Annotated in this window: 20 protein-coding genes and 1 riboswitch; all 20 genes read right to left on the bottom strand. The window is 55.8% G+C overall.

Going from position 1 to position 18182, the window contains the following annotated elements; genetic code table 11:
* Positions 1 to 4 precede the first annotated feature (4 nt).
* The 20 genes from murD to B5D20_RS02035 all read right to left on the bottom strand — a co-directional run bounded on the left by murD (position 5) and on the right by B5D20_RS02035 (position 18156).
* Positions 5 to 1357 (bottom strand): UDP-N-acetylmuramoyl-L-alanine--D-glutamate ligase, encoded by a 1353-nt coding sequence (gene murD / locus B5D20_RS02130; RefSeq protein ID WP_078664585.1) that lies wholly within the window; start codon positions 1355 to 1357, stop codon positions 5 to 7.
* A 12-nt stretch (positions 1358 to 1369) separates the two neighbouring features.
* A complete protein-coding gene (gene mraY / locus B5D20_RS02125; RefSeq protein WP_078664584.1) occupies positions 1370 to 2341 on the bottom strand; it encodes a phospho-N-acetylmuramoyl-pentapeptide-transferase in 972 nt (323 codons plus the stop codon).
* Positions 2334 to 3719, bottom strand: a complete 1386-nt coding sequence (locus B5D20_RS02120; RefSeq protein WP_159071908.1) for a UDP-N-acetylmuramoyl-tripeptide--D-alanyl-D-alanine ligase — start codon at positions 3717 to 3719, stop codon at positions 2334 to 2336. The genes mraY and B5D20_RS02120 overlap by 8 nt, the downstream gene beginning before the upstream one ends.
* A 5-nt stretch (positions 3720 to 3724) precedes the next feature.
* Positions 3725 to 5206, bottom strand: a complete 1482-nt coding sequence (locus B5D20_RS02115) for a UDP-N-acetylmuramoyl-L-alanyl-D-glutamate--2,6-diaminopimelate ligase (protein WP_078664582.1) — start codon at positions 5204 to 5206, stop codon at positions 3725 to 3727.
* Positions 5207 to 5328: 122 nt separating this feature from the next.
* Complete coding sequence (locus B5D20_RS02110; RefSeq protein WP_107753676.1) at positions 5329 to 7548, bottom strand: stage V sporulation protein D; 2220 nt, start codon at positions 7546 to 7548, stop codon at positions 5329 to 5331.
* A gap of 21 nt (positions 7549 to 7569) precedes the next feature.
* Entirely contained in the window at positions 7570 to 8070 is a 501-nt protein-coding gene (locus B5D20_RS02105) for a cell division protein FtsL (protein WP_078664581.1), read from the bottom strand.
* 28 nt (positions 8071 to 8098) lie between these two features.
* Complete coding sequence (gene rsmH, locus B5D20_RS02100; protein ID WP_078664580.1) at positions 8099 to 9031, bottom strand: 16S rRNA (cytosine(1402)-N(4))-methyltransferase RsmH; 933 nt, start codon at positions 9029 to 9031, stop codon at positions 8099 to 8101.
* 20 nt (positions 9032 to 9051) lie between these two features.
* Complete coding sequence (mraZ, locus tag B5D20_RS02095) at positions 9052 to 9489, bottom strand: division/cell wall cluster transcriptional repressor MraZ (protein WP_078664579.1); 438 nt, start codon at positions 9487 to 9489, stop codon at positions 9052 to 9054.
* A gap of 198 nt (positions 9490 to 9687) precedes the next feature.
* The gene (locus B5D20_RS02090; RefSeq protein ID WP_078664578.1) at positions 9688 to 10092 is read right to left on the bottom strand and encodes a bacteriohemerythrin; all 405 of its coding nucleotides are present in this window, start codon (positions 10090 to 10092) and stop codon (positions 9688 to 9690) included.
* Positions 10093 to 10161: 69 nt separating this feature from the next.
* Entirely contained in the window at positions 10162 to 10965 is an 804-nt protein-coding gene (locus B5D20_RS02085) for a histidinol-phosphatase HisJ family protein (RefSeq protein ID WP_078664577.1), read from the bottom strand.
* Positions 10955 to 11833 carry a methylenetetrahydrofolate reductase gene (locus tag B5D20_RS02080; protein ID WP_078664576.1) on the bottom strand — a complete coding sequence of 293 codons (879 nt, stop codon included), beginning with the start codon at positions 11831 to 11833 and terminating at the stop codon, positions 10955 to 10957. Before B5D20_RS02080 ends, B5D20_RS02085 begins: the two co-directional genes overlap by 11 nt.
* A 12-nt stretch (positions 11834 to 11845) precedes the next feature.
* Complete coding sequence (locus B5D20_RS02075; protein ID WP_078664575.1) at positions 11846 to 12091, bottom strand: methylenetetrahydrofolate reductase C-terminal domain-containing protein; 246 nt, start codon at positions 12089 to 12091, stop codon at positions 11846 to 11848.
* Entirely contained in the window at positions 12075 to 12998 is a 924-nt protein-coding gene (locus B5D20_RS02070; RefSeq protein ID WP_078664574.1) for a phenylacetate--CoA ligase family protein, read from the bottom strand. The genes B5D20_RS02075 and B5D20_RS02070 overlap by 17 nt, the downstream gene beginning before the upstream one ends.
* Positions 12999 to 13073: 75 nt before the next feature.
* Positions 13074 to 13190, bottom strand: a riboswitch (SAM riboswitch).
* Positions 13191 to 13255: 65 nt separating this feature from the next.
* A complete protein-coding gene (locus B5D20_RS02065; RefSeq protein ID WP_078664573.1) occupies positions 13256 to 14305 on the bottom strand; it encodes a uroporphyrinogen decarboxylase/cobalamine-independent methonine synthase family protein in 1050 nt (349 codons plus the stop codon).
* A 2-nt stretch (positions 14306 to 14307) separates the two neighbouring features.
* On the bottom strand, positions 14308 to 14853 hold the full coding sequence (locus B5D20_RS02060) for a chromate transporter (RefSeq protein WP_078664572.1): 546 nt from the start codon (positions 14851 to 14853) through the stop codon (positions 14308 to 14310).
* Positions 14847 to 15710, bottom strand: coding sequence for a hypothetical protein (locus tag B5D20_RS02055; RefSeq protein WP_078664571.1), 864 nt, complete (start codon positions 15708 to 15710; stop codon positions 14847 to 14849). The genes B5D20_RS02060 and B5D20_RS02055 overlap by 7 nt, the downstream gene beginning before the upstream one ends.
* On the bottom strand, positions 15707 to 16417 hold the full coding sequence (sfsA, locus tag B5D20_RS02050) for a DNA/RNA nuclease SfsA (RefSeq protein ID WP_078664570.1): 711 nt from the start codon (positions 16415 to 16417) through the stop codon (positions 15707 to 15709). The genes B5D20_RS02055 and sfsA overlap by 4 nt, the downstream gene beginning before the upstream one ends.
* A gap of 67 nt (positions 16418 to 16484) precedes the next feature.
* Entirely contained in the window at positions 16485 to 16685 is a 201-nt protein-coding gene (locus B5D20_RS02045) for a DUF1858 domain-containing protein (protein ID WP_078664569.1), read from the bottom strand.
* 44 nt (positions 16686 to 16729) lie between these two features.
* On the bottom strand, positions 16730 to 17428 hold the full coding sequence (locus B5D20_RS02040) for a DUF881 domain-containing protein (RefSeq protein WP_078664568.1): 699 nt from the start codon (positions 17426 to 17428) through the stop codon (positions 16730 to 16732).
* A 2-nt stretch (positions 17429 to 17430) separates the two neighbouring features.
* Positions 17431 to 18156: a DUF881 domain-containing protein gene (locus tag B5D20_RS02035; protein ID WP_159071909.1), complete on the bottom strand. Its 726-nt coding sequence runs from the start codon at positions 18154 to 18156 to the stop codon at positions 17431 to 17433.
* Positions 18157 to 18182: the final 26 nt, after the last annotated feature.

Below are 18182 nucleotides of genomic sequence, written 5' to 3'. Positions count from 1 at the left end.
GTCATTACCTCCTTAAACTGTGAACCAGCTGTTTAAAGAGTTCCCCCCGTTCTTCATAATTGTTGAACATATCCCAACTAGCACAAGCCGGGGATAAAAGGACTACATCGCCAGGCCGGGCGGCGGCGGCAGCCAGATGCACCGCTTCAGCAAAGGTGCTGGCCCGGTAAATGGGACTGACCCCTGCCTCAATGGCTGCTGCTTCAATGGCAGGAGCAGCCTGCCCTACCAGCACCAGCGCCCGGCATTTTTCCTTGATTTTGCGGGCAAACAGACCGAAGTCACTGCCCTTGTTTTTGCCACCAGCAATGAGGACAATCGGCTGCTCATAAGCCTCCAGGGCCTTAATGGCCGCATCAGGATTGGTGCCTTTGGAATCATTAATATACCTTACTCCCTGGATTTCCGCCACAAATTCCAGGCGATGAGGAACTCCAGGGAAAGTTTTCAGGGTCCGGGCCAGATCCGCAGCCTCTATTCCCAGGGCCCAGCCTGCACCCACAGCTGCCAGGGCGTTTTCCAGGTTATGGGCTCCCGGAATGGCAATTTCACTGGCCGGACAGATCACAGTAGTCTGTCCGCCGCTTTTCACCACTACCTGCCCCTCCTCACAGCAGACCCCTTCTTCCAGTCTATGCGTGCGGCTGAAAAATATAACCCGGGCCCGGGTTTGAGCCGCCATTGCCCGTACCCATTCATCATCATAATTGAGGACTGCGAAATCTTCCGGCTGCTGATTGGCCAGGATTTTGGCCTTGGCAGCCGCATAATTTTCCATCGTCCCATGGCGGTCCAGATGGTCAGGGGTGACATTGAGGATCACCGCTACTCTGGGCCGGAATTCCACTGTAGTTTCAGCCTGAAAACTGCTGACTTCCACTACATAGACCCCATAATCGCCTCTGGTTTCCGCAATCAGGGGCTGCCCGATATTCCCCGCCACACAGGGCTTTAACCCGGCCTGGCGGGTCATGGCACCAATCAGGGATGTGGTGGTGGTTTTGCCATTGGTGCCGGTAATAGCTACCAGCGGCTGGTTAATGTAGCGGGAAGCCAGCTCAATCTCACTGAAAACCGGTATGCCTTCTGCCATCGCCTCTGCCACAGGTGGAACGGTCAGGGGCACTCCCGGGCTGGGTACCACCAGGTCATACTCCTGTCGGCTTACCCGGGGATAGCTACCAGCCACTACCCTGACGCCTGCCTGTTCCAGTTCAGCAGCCTTCTCCCCCAGTTCCTCCCGGCTCTTGGCATCACAGACGGTCACTCGCGCCCCTGCTTCCCGGGCAAAGCGGGCAACTGCTACCCCACTTTTGGCCATCCCTACTACCAGTATATTTTTATCCAGTAAATCCATGTCTAATCCTCCTTATCCTACCATGCCGGCCAGCCAGAGCAACAGGCCAATAGCACAGGCAATGGCGGCAGCGCTCCAGAAGGTCCGTACTACCCGGCTTTCCGGCCAGCCTCCCAGCTCAAAGTGATGGTGCAAAGGACTCATACGGAAAACCCGTTTACCCGTAGTTTTAAAAGATATTACCTGGATGATGACGGACAGGGTTTCAGCAGCATAAACCGCTCCCAGTACCGGTAACAATAGTTCCGTCCTGGTCACCACTGCCAGTGCGGTTAGCGCTCCCCCCAGAGCCAGGGAACCAGTATCCCCCATAAACACCTGTGCTGGATGCCGGTTATAGCGCAAAAAGCCCAAACAGGCTCCCGCCAGGGCTGCCGCAAACAGGGCTGCCGCTGGCTGGCCCTGACCCGCTCCAATTACCGCATAGGTAAGGGCAACGATAGTAGTAACCCCGGCTGCCAGTCCATCCAGTCCGTCAGTCAGGTTGACAGCATTGGTGGTGCCCACCGCCACCAGCCAGATAAAAAGGGCAAAGAGAGGAAAGGATAGGTCCAGCGGTTGGCCCAGCACCGGCAGCATGATGCGGGGTCCGTGGTCAAGACCATAAGCTGCCATCCAGGCCAGAGCCAGGGCCAGCAGAGTCTGCGCCAGCATCTTCTGTTTGGCCTTGAGGCCCAGGTTGCGTTTCATCACAACTTTTATGTAATCATCAACAAAACCGATCAAGCCATAGCCGATAGTAAACAAGAGCAACACCAGCGTCTCCAGCTGCCAGGGCAAGAGCAAGGGGGTTACCACCAGCAGGCTGACCAGCATCATCAACCCACCCATGGTGGGAGTGCCAGCCTTGGCCTGGTGGGCTTTGGGCCCATCCTCCCGGATATACTGACCGAATTTGAGCCGGCGCAACCAGGGCAAAAAAACAGGCCCCAGAACCAGGGTAAAAAGTGCCGACAAAGCAAAAACCAGTGCAATTTTAACCATTGGCCATAGTCTCCTCCTGCTCCAGTTCTCCGATAATCTTCTCCAATCCCATGCCACGGGAGGCTTTAAACAATATAGTCACTCCCGGCCGGAGCCAGGGCTTTAACAGCCCGGCTGCTCCTTCCCGTCCCGGCAAGGCCCTGATTCGGTCTGCGGCCAGCCCTGCCCTGGCCGCTTCCTCGGCAATCCAGCGGGCCCGGGGGCCAATGGTGAGGAGAAAAGCCAGTCCCATCCTGCCGGCTTCCCGCCCCAGCTGGCGATGAGCCTCTTCCTCGATCGGCCCCAGTTCCAGCATGTCTCCCAGGACAGCCACCTTTTCCCCCGGCTGCCGGGCCAGGATGGCCAGCGCCACCGCCATGGACTGGGGATTGGCATTATAAGCATCATTTCTAATCACCGCACCCTTGATTTCTTTCTTTTCCAGGCGCATACCGGAGAGACGAGCCTGAGCCAGAGCTGCCCCGCTGCGGGTCACATCGCCCCCCAGAGCCCAGACTGCGGCCAGGGCGGCCAGGGCGTTATTGACCATTGCCTCCCCGGGCAGGGGCAAAGTCAGGTCCAGCGGCCCCACTGGTGTTAACACCTGAAAGCGGCTGCTTTCCGCCTCCAGCTGCAGGGAGGTCAACCGAAAATGACAATCTTCCCCCCGTCCATACCAGATCACGTCCCCCTGCCATTCCTGGCCCAGCCGGCGCAAGTAAGGGTCATCCCCCCAGAGAATGGCCCGACCGCCGGCCTTGAGCCCGTAGAGCAATTCCCCTTTGGCCCGGGCAATAGCCTCCCGGCTGCCCAGCAGTTCGATATGGGCATCCCCGATATTGGTGATTATGCCCAGATCGGGCCGGGCGATGTCAGCCAGGGTTGCGATCTGACCCGGCCCCCGCATGCCCATTTCTGTAACCAGAATCTCTTCCTGGCCCGTAAGACTCAAAATAGTCAGGGGAAGTCCGATTTCGTTATTGAGATTGCCCTGAGTCCCCCGAACCGACCAGCTGGATCCCAGAGCCTGTACCAGCAGATCTTTGGTAGAAGTTTTGCCCACACTGCCGGTGACAGCCACCACTTTCCCGCCCCAGCGCTGGCGAACATAAGCTGCCAGCTGCTGCAGTGCCACCAGGGTATCCTTCACCAGAATCAAGGGCAAGTCCAGGGCCTCTGCCGGCAGGCGGCTGACAATAGCCGCCTCCGCTCCTGCTGACGCTACCTGGGGTAAAAAGCTATGGGCATCATGCTTTTCCCCTACCAGAGCGATGAAGAGCTGTCCCGGCTGGACTCGCCGGCTGTCAGTAACCACCTCGCTGATGACCGTTTCCGGCTGACCGCCCTTTAGTTCTCCCTGGACAGCATTGGCGATTTCCGCCAGAGTCAATGGCAACATGCTCCTCACCCTTTCCGCTGCCATTCTTCCCGCACAACCTGGCGGTCATCAAAAGGCAGCACCTGCTGACCGATAATCTGGTAAGTCTCATGGCCTTTACCGGCTATCAGCACCAGATCGCCAGGCTGGGCCAGTTCCAGGGCCCGGCGAATTCCTGCCCGCCGATCCACAATCTTTTCATAAGGCACATTCCCTCCGGCTTCCCGCACTCCCGGCTCAATCTCATCCAGAATGGCCGCCGGATCCTCGGTGCGGGGGTTATCTGAGGTTATGATCACATAATCACTGTAACGGGCGGCAATGGCACCCATTTTCGGCCGCTTGCCCCGGTCGCGGTCCCCGCCACAGCCAAACACGGTAATCAGCCTCCCCTGTCCGGCCGGTACCAGCTGGCGGGCAGTCCGGCAAACATTATCCAGTCCATCAGGCGTATGGGCATAATCCACGATCACGGTAAAGGGCTGACCGGCCTCCACCTTTTCAAAACGACCGGCCACCCCGGGGACAGCGGCCAGAGCCTGCTTGATTAAGTCCAGTTCATAACCCAGAGCCAGTCCAGCACCAAGGGCAGCCAGGGCATTATAAACATTGAAATCCCCTGTCAGCTGCAACTGGATTTCCGCCTCCCCTCTGGGGGTAACAACCTGGAAACTGACGCCACTGGCAGTAATGCGAGGATGCAGGGCCCTGACCATAGCCCCTTTCTGTCGGCCATAGGTCCAGACCTCCAGACCCTCCCTTTCCGCCAGCTGGCGGAAATAGTCCCCCTGGGCATCATCCAGGTTAATGACCGCAATGCGGCAACGCTCCTTTTTAAACAATAACGCCTTGGCCGCCCGGTAATTTTCCAGAGTGCCGTGGTAATCCAGATGGTCCTGGGTTAGGTTGGTAAAAATCCCCACAGCAAAGTAACATTCATCCACCCGGCCCAGGTCCAGACCATGGGAGGATACTTCCATCACCACATGGCTGGCCCCCCGCTCCACCATGTGTTTCAGGTTCGCCTGCAATTCCAGGGGCAGGGGAGTGGTATTTTCAGCAGGCAAAATCTCCTCCCCCAGACGGTTGTAAATGGTACCCATCAGGCCCACTTTGTGCCCGGCCTTGCGCAGAATTGCTTCCACCAGATGGGTAGTGGTAGTCTTGCCATTGGTACCGGTTACCCCGATCAAGGTCAGCTTGCTGGCTGGATAGCCGTAAAAGCGGGCAGCCAGCGGAGCCAGGGCCCGACGGCTGTCTGGCACTTCAATCCAGGTAACATTTTCCGGCCAGTCTGCCGGTTTCTTCTCCCCTACCACTGCCACCGCTCCGGCAGCCAGAGCCTGAGGAATAAAAGCATGGCCATCCACCCGAAAACCCGGGATTGCCACAAAGAGAAAGCCCGGTTCCACCCGGCGGGAGTCATGGGCAATCCCCTTTATTTCTACTGCCAGCGGTCCTATCACCTGGCTGGTCTTCAGTCCTTGAAGCAGTTCACTTAGAATCACGCTGAATGCCTCCTTATCCGGTCTTGGCAAAGCTTTCCTTAATATATTATGTATTATTCACTATAAAATAAAATTATAAACTAAAGAGCCGGCGGCAGCAACTCTGTCCACCGGCTCGCTTTTTAATCCTTGAGTTCAGAATCAGGCAAGGTTCCGGCCGTTGGCTGGGTCGGATTGTTCCCTCCACTTCCTCCTTCTGCCGGAGGGCGGAATTTCACCCTGACCACCGTTCCAGCCACCACCTTTTCCCCGGGAGCTATGCTTTGCTCATAGGCCACCCCGCTGCCTTCCGCCTCCAGCCTCAATCCGGTCAAAGCCAGCAAGGTAGCGGCATCCCGCAGGGTTTTGCCACTAACATCCGGTACTGTCACCCTGGTACCCGCAGGCACTTCACCCCGCCGGGTGGAGAGAAGGATTTCCGTGCCCTGGGTGACCACAGCTCCTGCCAGAGGGAACTGGCGCTGTACCACGCCCTGTTCCCCTTCCACCAGCACCTTGAGTCCGGCCTTTTCCGCCAGCTGCCTGGCCTCCGCTACCGGCAGGTTGACCAGGGAAGGCACTTCCACTGCCTTGAGCTTTTCGCCTGGCTGTTCCGGCCGGGATTGCCGGGGTATCAGTTTGGGATCAGGTTTAACCCCGGCATCCAGCTGGGGCATTACCCCCAGATACTTCAGAGTGTCACCCATCACCGCCCCGAATACAGGAGCAGCGATGACCCCACCATAATATTCTCCGCCCTGGGGTTCATCGATCACCACCAGAGCTGCTACCCGGGGGTTATCCGCCGGGGCAAAACCGACAAAGGAAGCCACATACTTGCCAGCCACATATCCCCCTCCAGGCCCGGCTTTCTGGGCTGTACCCGTTTTTCCGGCCGCCCGGTAGCCTTCCAGATAGGCTTTTTGCCCGGTACCACGGGCCACCACGTGTTCCAGGATCCCTCGCAGTTCCCGGGCCGTAGTGGTGGAAATCACCTGCCGCACCGGCTGGGGTGCAAAGGTCCTGACCACATTGCCTTTTATATCCCGGATTTCCTTAACAACCTGGGGTTTCATCAGCATCCCATCATTGGCCACCGCAGCCACTGCGGTAATCAGCTGAATGGGTGTAACAGCATTGGACTGGCCGATGGCCATGGTAGCCAGATCAAGCTGGGTCGCTTTTTTCGGATTGACCAGAATCCCTTCTCCTTCCCCCGGCAGGGAAATGCCGGTGGGCATGCCAAAACCGAAAGCCCGCACGTAGCGACTGAATTTTTCCACTCCCAGCCGCAAAGCCACCTCAATAAAACCCGGGTTACAGGAATTCTGGGCCACTTCCACAAAGCTCTGGCTGCCGTGGCCTCCGGCTTTCCAGCATTTAATCTTTTTTCCCAGCACTTCTTTAAAACCGGGATCATAAAAACGGTCCTGGGGCCGCACTACCCCTTCCTCCAGAGCAGCTGCGGCAGTGATGACCTTGAAAGTAGAACCAGGCTCGTAGGCATCTGCTACGGCAAAATTCTTGGACCACAGTTCATGGGGGAACTTGAAATACTGGTTAGGGTCATAGGTTGGCCGCACCCCCATGGCCAGGATTTCCCCGGTTTTGACATCCATTACTATTATGGCAGCATGAGCGGGTTTGTGCTTTTCCATCACCTTATCCAGTTCCCGTTCCACGAAATGCTGGATAGTCTCATCAATGGTCAGCACCACACTGTTGCCTTCTACCGAGGGATAATAACGGTGGGTAGCCTGGGGAATGGGCCGACCTGCTGCATCATATTCCACCACAATTTTTCCCGGTATTCCCCGTAACTCTTTCTCCAGGGCCGCCTCTATCCCGCCACCGCCGATATTGCCGCGAAACTGAACAAACCCCAGCAAATGAGCAGCAAAACTGCCATTGGGGTAATAACGCAACGGTTCCTCATACAGGGAAATCCCGGGCAGGTTTTTTTCCCGGATTTTCCTGGCTTTCTGGCTGTCGATCTTGTTGGCTATCCAGACAAAACTGGCCTTCTTGCTTAATAATTTAATCAGTTTTTCTTTGTCCATTTCCAGAATGGGAGCTAGTTCCTCTGCCACCGCCACCGGATCTTTAATCTGGCTTGGAGTCGCTCCAACCGAATCGGCACTGACACTGATGGCCAGCTCTTTACCATTACGGTCATAGATTACACCGCGCTTGGGTTCCAGCTGCACTTCCCGCAACCTGTTTTCCAGCGCCTTATTAGTCAGTTCATCGCCGCGGATGAACTGCAACCAGGCCAGCCGCAACAGCAGCAAAATCAAAATAAGGCCGATACCGGCCATTAAGATGGAAATCCGCCTCCGCATGATAATACCGGTGGCATACACCACGCCCCACTCCTTCGCCGATTAATTGATTCTGGCTTCAGCGGTTCCTTTCTTGATCTGGGCAAAAAATTCCGTTAAAGACTGCTGAATGGTCTGGGCAGCAGAAACCACCGGGGACTTTTTCTCTTTTACAGGTGCGGTATGTACCGATTCCGCCTGGACCGGTGCTGTTACCGCTACCATCTGCGTCCCATCAGGTCTGACCATCCCCAGTTTGGTGGTAGCAATTGCCTCAATCCGCTGCAAAGACTTGAGCTGATCTACCTGCATCTGCAGTTGCTGATTTTCCGCTTCTGCCAGCGCCAGCTGTTTCTGCAACTGGTCCAGCCGGTAGCCGGCCTGAGCCAGCATGGCATAACGATAAGCGGCCACTAATCCTAAAATAAACCCCACCATGACCACCGTCAAGAGCAAAGCGACATTTTCTTTCTTTCTTTTTCTGGCAACCGGTCTTTTTGCGGGCCGTTGTCTGGTCGCCTGCTCGGCATAATGGAAATCCACCCTCTCCTTCGCTACCAACAATTTATTCAACCTCCTGTCCCTCTATGACTTAAATTTTTTCCGCCACCCTTAATCTGGCACTGCGGGCCCGCGGGTTCTCTGCCACTTCCTCCGCCGAAGGCTCAATTGCTTTTCCGATCAGCTTGACTTCCGGCTGTTTTCCACAAACACATACCGGCAACTCCGGCGGACAAACACAGGTCCGGGCCAATTCGGCCAGGGTTTGTTTGGCTATTCTATCCTCCAGGGAGTGAAAGGTGATCACCGCCACCCTGCCCCCGGATTTCAACATCCGCACCGCCTGCAACAGGGCAGAGCGGAAATTTTCCAGTTCATTATTGACAGCTATCCGCAAAGCCTGAAAAGTCCGTTTGGCGGGATGGGGCCCCCCGGTCCTGGCTTTGACCGGAATGGCTCTTTTGATCAGTTCCACTAGCTGTCCGGTAGTTTCTAACGGCCGGTTCGTGCGTTCCCGCACAATCAGGGCGGCAATTTTATTGGCCCAGCGTTCCTCTCCATATTCTCTGATGATCCGGGCGATTTCCACCTCCGGCCACTCGTTCAGTAAATCACGAGCGCTGATTGGCTGCGTCGGGTCCATGCGCATATCCAGCACGGCATCATGCTGGTAGGAAAACCCTCTTTCCGGCGTATCCAGCTGATAGGATGACACTCCCAGGTCAAAGAGGATGCCATCCACACCTGTATAGCCCAGCTCCTGCAGTTTCTCCTCCAATTTCACGAAATTGGACTGAACCAGGGTTACCCGTTCACCGAATTCTTTCAGCCTTTCCCCTGCTGCCCGGATGGCCGCCGGATCCTGGTCAAAGGCCACCAGTTTGCCATCGGGCCCGGTTCTGAGCAGTATCTCCTGGCTGTGGCCGCCTCCTCCCAGGGTACAGTCCACATAGACACCCCCTGGTCGCAGGTTCAGGGCCGCCATGCATTCTTCCAGTAACACTGACTTGTGTCGAAACTCCACTGCTGTCAGCTCCTTTGTCCCTAAATTCCCAAATCCAGGTCTACGATTTTTTCAGCAATTTCACTGTAGGAAGCCTCGGCTTCCTGACTGTATTTTTCCCACAGTTCCTTGCTCCATATCTCCACCCGGCTGGAAACCCCCAGGAATACCACATCCTTATCCAGTTTGGCATATTCCCTCAGGTTAGCCGGCAACAGGATCCTCCCCTGCTTGTCCACTTCACATTCAGTAGCCCCGGAAAAGAAAAAACGGACAAAGGCCCTGGCATCAGCCCGGGTGAAAGGTAAGGCTTTCAGCTTTTGTTCTAAGACCTGCCATTCGTTCATGGGGTAAAGAAAAAGGCAATTGTCCATGCCTTTGGTGGCGACAAAGCGATCTCCCAGGCCAGTCCTGAGTTTGGCGGGAATAATCAACCGGCCTTTGGGATCGATGGTATGATGATATTCCCCCATGAACATCCACTTTCACCCCACTTCGCCACCACAACTAACCACTTCTCACCACTTTACTCCACTATATTCTCTATTTATCGCTTTTTTCCTGCTGCTGGCTGAAAAAAAAGTCCCAAAAACTTTTAATCACTGCTACATAAAACAGCGGGTTCCATGCTTTTAGACCGCATAGAACCCGCTGTCCTCAATTAATGTTTTTCTTCTTTACTTCCCTTTTTGCAAAAATTCGCCGATGGCTTTATCCCGTTGACTGATGTGTTCCCGCAACCAGTCCACCACCCGGCGCTGTACCGCAAGAACCACCATGGTAGAAGGACCTTCCCGGTTAAACTGCTCTTTCAGTTTGGCAAAATCCTGAATAAAGGCCTGATGCTGGGCCAGGTGTTCATTAAAAGCGGGATAGTTGTGGCTCTGCATCAGTTTTTCTTCAGCGGTAAAGTGCACCACCACATAGTCTTCGAGAAACTTCAGGATATTGCCCACTTCTTCCTTACCCTTCCCCTGGGACATGGCGGTTAACAGGTTATCAATGCGGCGAAACAGTTCCTGATGTTGCCGGTCAATTTCCGCTACTCCTACCGCCAGGGCTGGCGTCCAGTTTACTGCCATTGTCTTCACTCCCCCCGGTTTTATTAATAATGATTACCATTCGACAGAATTCGTGAATTTCCTCTTTATCTATAGAGGCTGCAAAAAAATTTTTCTTGACTTGAAGAAGGCGATTTCCCGATATCCTACCGCTTTCAACAGGTCTATCGCCTTATCCCAGTTATATCCTACCTGCTCCGGCTTGTGGGCATCGGAACCAAAGGTGACCGGCACGCCAGCCCGGGCGCAGCGGGCCAGAAAATCGGCATCCGGAAACTGTTCCCTGGCCGGTACCCGCCAGCCGGCTGTATTGATTTCCACTGCCACCTGGCATTGGGCCAGGATTGCCACAGTCTCATCATAGAGGCGATACAACTGGCTGGGCCGGGGTGGATCAAACTTCTTAATCAAATCAGCATGGCCGATGATATCGAAAACCCCGGCCAGGGCCGATTCCTGGATCAGGCGATAATATTCTTCCCAGTATTGTTCCGGATCCCGCCGGTTATATTCCTCCAGTTGCCGGGGATCATCAAAGCCCCAGTCATCCAGGAAGTGTACCGAGCCGATGATATAGTCCCAGTCATAACCGGCCAGAGCTTGCAGGAGCCGGGGTTTACAGCCCGGCAGGTAGTCAGCTTCTATGCCAAGGCGGATGGAGATACCTGGATATTTTTGTTGCAATTGCTTAACCTCTGCCACATAGCCGGGTAACTGGGCAAAGGTCATGGCGATTTCCGGGTCCCGTTTGGCTTCCGGCAACCAGTACATGGGCAGATGATCAGCAAAGCCTATTTCCGCAAAACCACGGGCCAGGGCTGCCTCTACATATTCTTCCATCCTGCCGCTGGCATGGCCGCAGCGGGCGGTGTGAATGTGATAATCAACCTTCATGTTCTTCTCCCTCCAGACGGGCCAGCAAAGTGGGCAAAGCCCGCAAGGTATTGACCGGCATGATGTGGATACCCGGCACCAGGGTTCTGAGCTCGCGGATGAGCTCAACGGTTATGGCCAGCCCCTCCGCCAGAGGATCTGTTGCTTTTTCCAGGGCGCGGATCATAGCCGGGGGCACCTGAATGCCGGGAATGTTGGCATTCATAAAATGCGCCATCCGGGCGGAACGCAGTGGTATCACCCCGGCCAGGATGGGGACGCCCAATTCCCCCGCCTCTTGCAGGAAATCCGCCAGGATGCCGGGGTCATAGATGGCCTGGGTCTGGACAAAGGCTGCCCCGGCCCGGATTTTTTTCTGCAGTTTCCAGATCTGCATTTCCCTGAGTTCCGGTGCCGGGTTGACCACCGCCCCCAGAAACAAATCCGGTACTCCCTGCAAGGGTTCACCGTTTAAGGCAAAACCCCGGCGCAAATTGTCAGCAGCAGCCAGCAATTGGACCGAATCCAGGTCAAAAACCGGTTTGGCGCCAGGACAGTCCCCCACCAGCGTATGGTCCCCGGTTAGCAGCAAAAAATTGCGCACACCCAGAGCTGCTGCCCCCAGGATTTCCGACTGCAGAGCCAAACGGTTGCGATCCCGGCAGGTAAACTGGCAAATAGGTTCCAGGCCAGCCTGAAGCAAAAGAGCGGCCATTGCTACCGGGCTCATGCGCATGACCGCTCGCTGGTTATCGGTGATATTATAAGCTGTAACTTTCTCTTTGATAGCAAGGGCCAGCTCCAGCACTTCCTGAAAAGCAATCCCCCGGGGCGGGGGCAACTCAACCGTTAATACCTGACGCCCCTGAGCCAGTTTTTGCTGCAACAAGGCTACCTCTCCTTATCCGTAGAATTTCAAATTGATGCCCGCATTCGCTGGCAGAGCAACTGCAGCGGTTTTGGCTTTTTGAAAGATCAGGGCCCAGCCGCAGCGGCGGCTGCCCACCTCGCACTGGCCGCCCGGCCTGGTGCCCCCACAGGGCCCGCTGTTCAAGCCTTTGGCACAGGCTCGCACCGGACAAATGTCAAAGGTCTGCTGCTTGAGACAGGTCTGGCAAAGCTGACAGGATTTAGCGGGCTGCGGCATTGCTCTGGCCCCCCCTTTTCTTTTCCTTGCCCCAGGTAGCCAGGCTGATCAACACCGGAGTATCATCCCGACCACAGGCACAGGGGGAAGTGGACCAGATACCTTTGAGCTGGCTGACATATCGGACCAGGGGCCAGGCCTGCAGGCGCAGGCTGGTCAGCAGCAGTCGGTTGCCAGGAGACTGCTGGGCCAGAACATGTTCATGCAACCAGTGGATACTGCCCTTTTCACAGGTAATGGCTGCCGGGAAGGGCAACCAGGCTGGCTGCACCAGAGCCGTTACCTCCCCGTTGCTGATTTGCCGCGCCTCCTGGATGGCCTCCGCCAGGCCCCCTTCTTCCCCTTCCAGCCAGACCAGCAACAGCCGTTTCAGGGGCAGCCCATAGAGGTAAGGCAGTTGCTCCTTTCCCATGATCAGCACGGTGGGTTCCTTGCCCACCAGGGTGGAGGCCAGAGCCCGGGCTTCAATCAACACCGGTAAGGCTCCCAGCCGTTCCAGGGCCGGAACGGCCCAGTCCAGCAGGCCCGGCAGGGGCGGGCAGATTACCACCTTATCCCCTTTGCCGATACCGGCAAATTGAAAGAGAGTCTGGTAGGCCTCAATCCCCTGTTCCTTGTCCTTGCTGGTATAGGGCACCAGCCGGCGGCCACCCCGGCCATCGGTAACGGTGATCAACCCATTCCAGTATTCTTCTTCAGTCAGCTGAATTCCTTCCGGCCAATCATCTATTTCCACCTGGGGCCAGCGGCCAAATACCTGCCAGTCGGTCAGGTCCTTGGGATGGAGTTGCCAGCGATCCCAGAGCTGCCGGTACCAGGCACTGCGGCTGTAAGCATACCAGCAGGTTTCTCTGGCCAGCAACTGTTGCAGCCCCTGAATTTTTTGCCATTGGTTCTGTTTTCTCATCGTCTGCACCCCTTTCCCGAAAACAAAAAATCCTCTCCTGCAGATAAGCAGAAGAGGACATAAATAGCCTTCTTCCTCTTATCTGTCAGGTAAACACCTGCAGGAATTGGCACATTTCCCATCCGTCGTCCCCAACGCATGGGCTGTTGCCGGGTTTCATCGGGCCAGTCCCTCCACCTCTCTGGATAAGAGTACGAATTCCTATGAAATTGTTTACAAAGCTATTTTATGCAGATCAGGGGAAAATGTCAACTGTTTTAGAAAATTTTTTCCGCCAGCTCAGCTGTTATATGGTAAACCTTTTCCGCTGCTGCCACAGACAGGGTTCCTGTGCCACAGCTGGGAGTCAGCCAGCTCCGGGGCAGCACCAGTTCCCGGTCCAGTCCTCGCTGTTCCAGGGCTGCCAGCACTTCCTGCCAGCGGGCCAGCAGGGACTCTGCGGTCTCAGTCTCAATCCGGGGAGAAGTGGGTACCAGTCCCCAGGCCACTTCCCCACCTCGCTGGAAATAGGCCTGCAAAGCCGGTATATGTACCAGCAAGGAGGTAAGATATTCATAGGCATCAAAGAAGAGAATATCCAGCGGGCATTCCATCACCATGGACCAGTCCGTACCGGCACAGCAATGCAGACCGGTTCTTCCGCCCTCGGCCTTGATGGCAGTCATAACCGTGGTCAAATCCTCCTTGATGCCTTCCCGGGTCAGGGTAATGTGGGTGGATAGCCCCAGAGCATAGATACCTGGATCATCCACCGAGACTATTACCGGCAACCCCGTTTCTTCCCGCAAAAAACGGGTCTGCCAGCGGGCTCCCATTTCACAGGCCTTCAGGATCACGTCCCGCAACTGCTCATCATAGTAAGCCGCCCGGCCATCGGGTTGCAAGAGCTGAAAGCCGATGGTAATGGGGCCACTCAGCTGGCCTTTTACTCCCTGGGCCTGCCAGTTGCCAGCCTGAATGGAACGGACCAGGGCGTAAAGGCCGCTGGCACTTGCTTCCGGCAGGGCAAAAGCGGCCAGAGCCCTGCTCTCCCCCTCCTGAGCTGCCAGGTAAAGTTCGTAGAAATCCGCCAGACGCAGGGCAAAATCTTCCCCGTCGGTAGCAAAAACCAGTTTTGTACCTCTTTTTTCTACCAGACCCAGCTGGATGAGCGGGGAAACATACTGGGGTACAAACTCCTCCTGCCAGCCCCGGGCGGGAAATTGCGGCCAGTGCGGCCAGTCTCCCATATATTTTTGGATTAATGCCAGTCCTGCTTCAATCTCCTGATGGGGCAAACTGCCGATTCCTGTTACTTTTACTGCCATAACTACCGTCCCTCCTTAAAAAGTCCCACTTGCAGAAAAAAACCCAGGGCCATACTAACTGAAATCACCCAGGCCGGGTGGATTTTAAGCCAGAGCAGGGCCAGCAGGGAAGCAGCCGCAATTATCCAGGTGAACTGGTCGGGAAAGGCATTTGCTCCCATTTCCCAGGCTGTCTGAATCAGCAGCACAACCACCACGGGCCGTACCGCCTTCAACATCCCTGCAATCCCCGGGTGATGGCGATAACGCCAGAAAAAAGCCCCCAGGGCCACCACCGCTACGGCAGTGGGCACCACTACGCCAGCCAGAGCAACAACCGCCCCCCACCAGCCGGCCATTTTATAACCTACATAAGCTGCCATCTTGGTGGCAATAGGTCCGGGCAGGGCATTGGCCATGGCCAGCATATCAGTGAATTCCTCTTTGCTCATCCAGTGGTAATTTTCCACCACTTCCTGCTGGGCCAGCGGAATGGCTGCCGGGCCACCACCATAGCCGAAAATGCCTACTTTAAAAAAAGCCAGAAACAATTGCCAGATTGTCAGCATAATTTGCCCTCCCCCAGGCACTTGCCTGCAAAGCTGTGATATTTTTGCCAGAATCCGATGCCATCCATGCTCAGTGCAGAAGCGATGGCTTCCCAGAGATTGGCCCCCGGACTGAGGCCAGGTGCCAGACAGGGGTAAAGATAGTATAAACGCCCGGCAAAAGGCGTTAAATCCCGGGGCCTGACAGTGCTGGCCAGGATCCGGGCCTGCGGCCAGTGTCCGGCTCCCTTTTGCAGCAAATGGCTATCCCCGGCCAGCCAGTCAAAAGTCCGCGGGCCCAGGGGCCGCCAGCGTCGCTGCCCTTCCTGCTGTTGCCGCTGGGGATAAAGATAACGCAAGGGCAGCCGCCTTAAACCAGGCATGGTCAGCCGGGCCAGCACCTGAAAACCCTTGAGACCGGGAAAAAGCAGAGGCAAACCCAGGGCCAGCCAGGCATCCCCCAGCCAGAGGTCTGCCCCGCTGGTCAGCAGAGCCTGAGCCAGCCAGGGGCGGTCCAGGGCAGAAGCCAGCAGCACTCTGCTCCCCCGCCATTTTTCAGCCTGGCTCAGAATCAACTGCTGGTCCCAGCTCGCTTTAAAATCACTGCCATCATAAAGCGGCGTCTGTCTGACCTGACGGGCCAGAAATTGTCCTTCCGGCAGGGGCCAGCTCCGGCCTGGCAACTGGTAGGCCAGGTTCACTCCCCCCAGGGCCAGGGCAGTTACCTGTCCATCCAGCTCCCTGAGCCAGGCAGCGGCCCGCTGAATATCTCCCCCTGCTCCCCGGCGTTCCACCTGTAAGAACTCATCACCAATCCGGCCCTGCCAGCAAAAATCCCCGGCAGGACTACCCAGACTGATGCTGACCACTTTTTTCATGCTAATCTCACCGGCAGCCATTGCCGAAAAGCGATCCCGTCTTCGTCCACCGGGCAGAGAGCAGCTGCGATATGCACACCAGCTCCAGCCGCGCTACTTAATGCTGCGGCAAAAGCCGGGTCGGTTGCGTGATTGGGGACAAAAGTGAGAGCATCATCCCTCTGGATGATAAACAGCACCCCGGTCCAGTACCCCTGTCGACTCAGTTCAGCCAGATGCTGGAGATGCCGGGTTCCCCGGGTCGTCGGAGCATCGGGAAAGCGTCCCTCTCCCTCTACTACCAGAGTAACTGACTTGACCTCCAGAAACCCCTGCCCCTCTTTTCCCTGCCAGCCCAGGTCAAAACGGCTTTCACCAGCCGTTACCTCCCGGCGCAGTTTCTGGATGGAGGGCAAGGGGCCTGGCCAGAGTCCCTGCCCCAGGAGTGCTTCTGCCAGCTGATTGGGTACCCTGGCATCCACGCAGACCCAGCGCCCCTGGTACGCCACCAGCAGCAGGTCTCCGACGGTTACTCCCTGCCGCTCAGGCCGGGGTAGCCAGCGCACCTCCGCACCTGGTACCAGCAGTTCCCGCAACCGGCCGGAATTGGGCAAATGCAGTCGCAAACTGGCTGCTGTTGCAGTAGCTATTTCCACAGCAAAGCGGTTTAAGCGGCGGATAAACCGGCCTGTAGCCAGTTTTTCCGACCAGAATACAGTTACAGCCATTTTTTCCACTCCGTTTTGTTATAAAAGAAAAGAGGCCTTTCGCCTCTTTCCCGCCGCTTGCTTTTAATTAAGCCTTTTCAACGGCTTCATTGAGATCCCGCATCAGTTTTTCCACGTCTATGCCATGAGCAAGAGCACCCTGTTCGATATTTTCGAAACGCGCCGCAGCGCAGCCAAAACAACCCATGCCATGAGCTTGAAATACGGGGATAGTTTGCGGATATTTGGCAACTACTTCACCAATGCCCATTTCTTTAGTGATTTTCATTTGAACCATGCCTCCTTTCAAGAAAAATTCTACCATAGGCAGACTCAGAATGCAATGCCATAACGGAAGAGATAGCCACCTTTATAGGCAGGGAGCAACAATCTTTCCTGGCGGGTCAGAGTCAGACGCACTCCCGCTGCCTCCAGGTCTTTCCACAGCCCGTAGGTAGTTTTAATATAGCTTTCCAGCCGGTCAGGGGGACCAATAGCCATAATCTCATAGGGCACCCCCTCCCGCCGGTTCACCGGTACCTTGTTGATCAGCAGGTTTTGTCCGGCCTCATGAACAGCGGTAGTGCCCACAATTCGCTGGCCATTGACGGCAATAGCCTCTGCTCCGGCAAAACGGAGTATATTGATAAAATCCTGCAAATCCCCGGAATAGATAATGGTAGTTGACCCCTGCCGATCATCAATCTGAATCACTATCCCCGGGCCTTCCACTGCCTTTTCCCCTGCCAGCATCCGCGCTTTTTCGGTTGCATCCATCATTTCCCGGGTCCGGGCACTCACCACCGCTCCCCGTTCAAAATCGCTGATGCGTTTTTTCAGTTTCTTTACTTCCTTAACCAATTCCCGGTGTCTGGTCTGAGCTTTTTCCAGCAGCTGCAGCATCGAACGATAGCGCACCTGGGATTTGGCCTCCATTTCCCTCACTTCCCGGGCGGTGCGGATTTCCACTCCCAGCAAAATCCCCAGACAGAGGGCCACCAGTGCCACCCGGGCCCAGATTTCCGTTCTCATCCTTATTCCCCCTCTCTCACCGGCCGGGCGTACTTGAAATCCACCTTCTTCTGATAGGGCGGCAGCCGGATTTCCTTTTCCTCCCGCACATCCAGGCCGATGCCATAATCCCGCTGCAAGTTGGTCAGCAATGGCAGGGCATCAATATCCAGGGAAGTGCGCAAGGCCCGGGGATCACCGATAGCCTGAATCACATAGGGCGGAGCAACATTTTCACCATTGATAAAAATAGTGGTACCACCGCAGAAGATTTCACTGGTGCTGATCAGTCTCTGGCCATTAATGGCCACCCCCTCTGCCCCGCCTGTCCAGAAGGCATTGACCACTGAACGCAAAAAGGATTCATGGATATAATAATTATTGGGATCAATCCCCGCTTCCCTGGGCAGCTGGCTGTCTGACAGCACCACCGTCATACCGGGCCCCTTCAGTCCGGTCAGGCCAGCTCGTAGCTCCGCTTCCTGTTTTTCCCGCATCAGGGCTTCATTGATGTTTTTCGCTTGCTCAAATTGTCGAATCCGTTGCTGTAAATCAGCACTCTCCCTCTGCAGGGCATAGTTGTCCTGTTCCACCTGAACCAGGGTTGTTAGAATGGATTCACTGCGCAGTTTGGAGGGTTCTACTCCTGTGGCTGTTTGTACAGTGCGAAACTGGGTCATAGCCAGATAACCGACAATCACCAGGGCCACAGTAATCCAGCGCTGATAATCCGTTACTTGTTTGCGCATGTTTCCAACCACCTCAGCTGTTATTA

The sequence above is a fragment of the Carboxydocella sporoproducens DSM 16521 genome (genome assembly GCF_900167165.1).
Lineage (GTDB): Bacteria > Bacillota.
The sequence above is the reverse complement of the archived record's forward strand: the minus strand, read 5'-3'. Positions and strand labels throughout refer to the sequence as shown.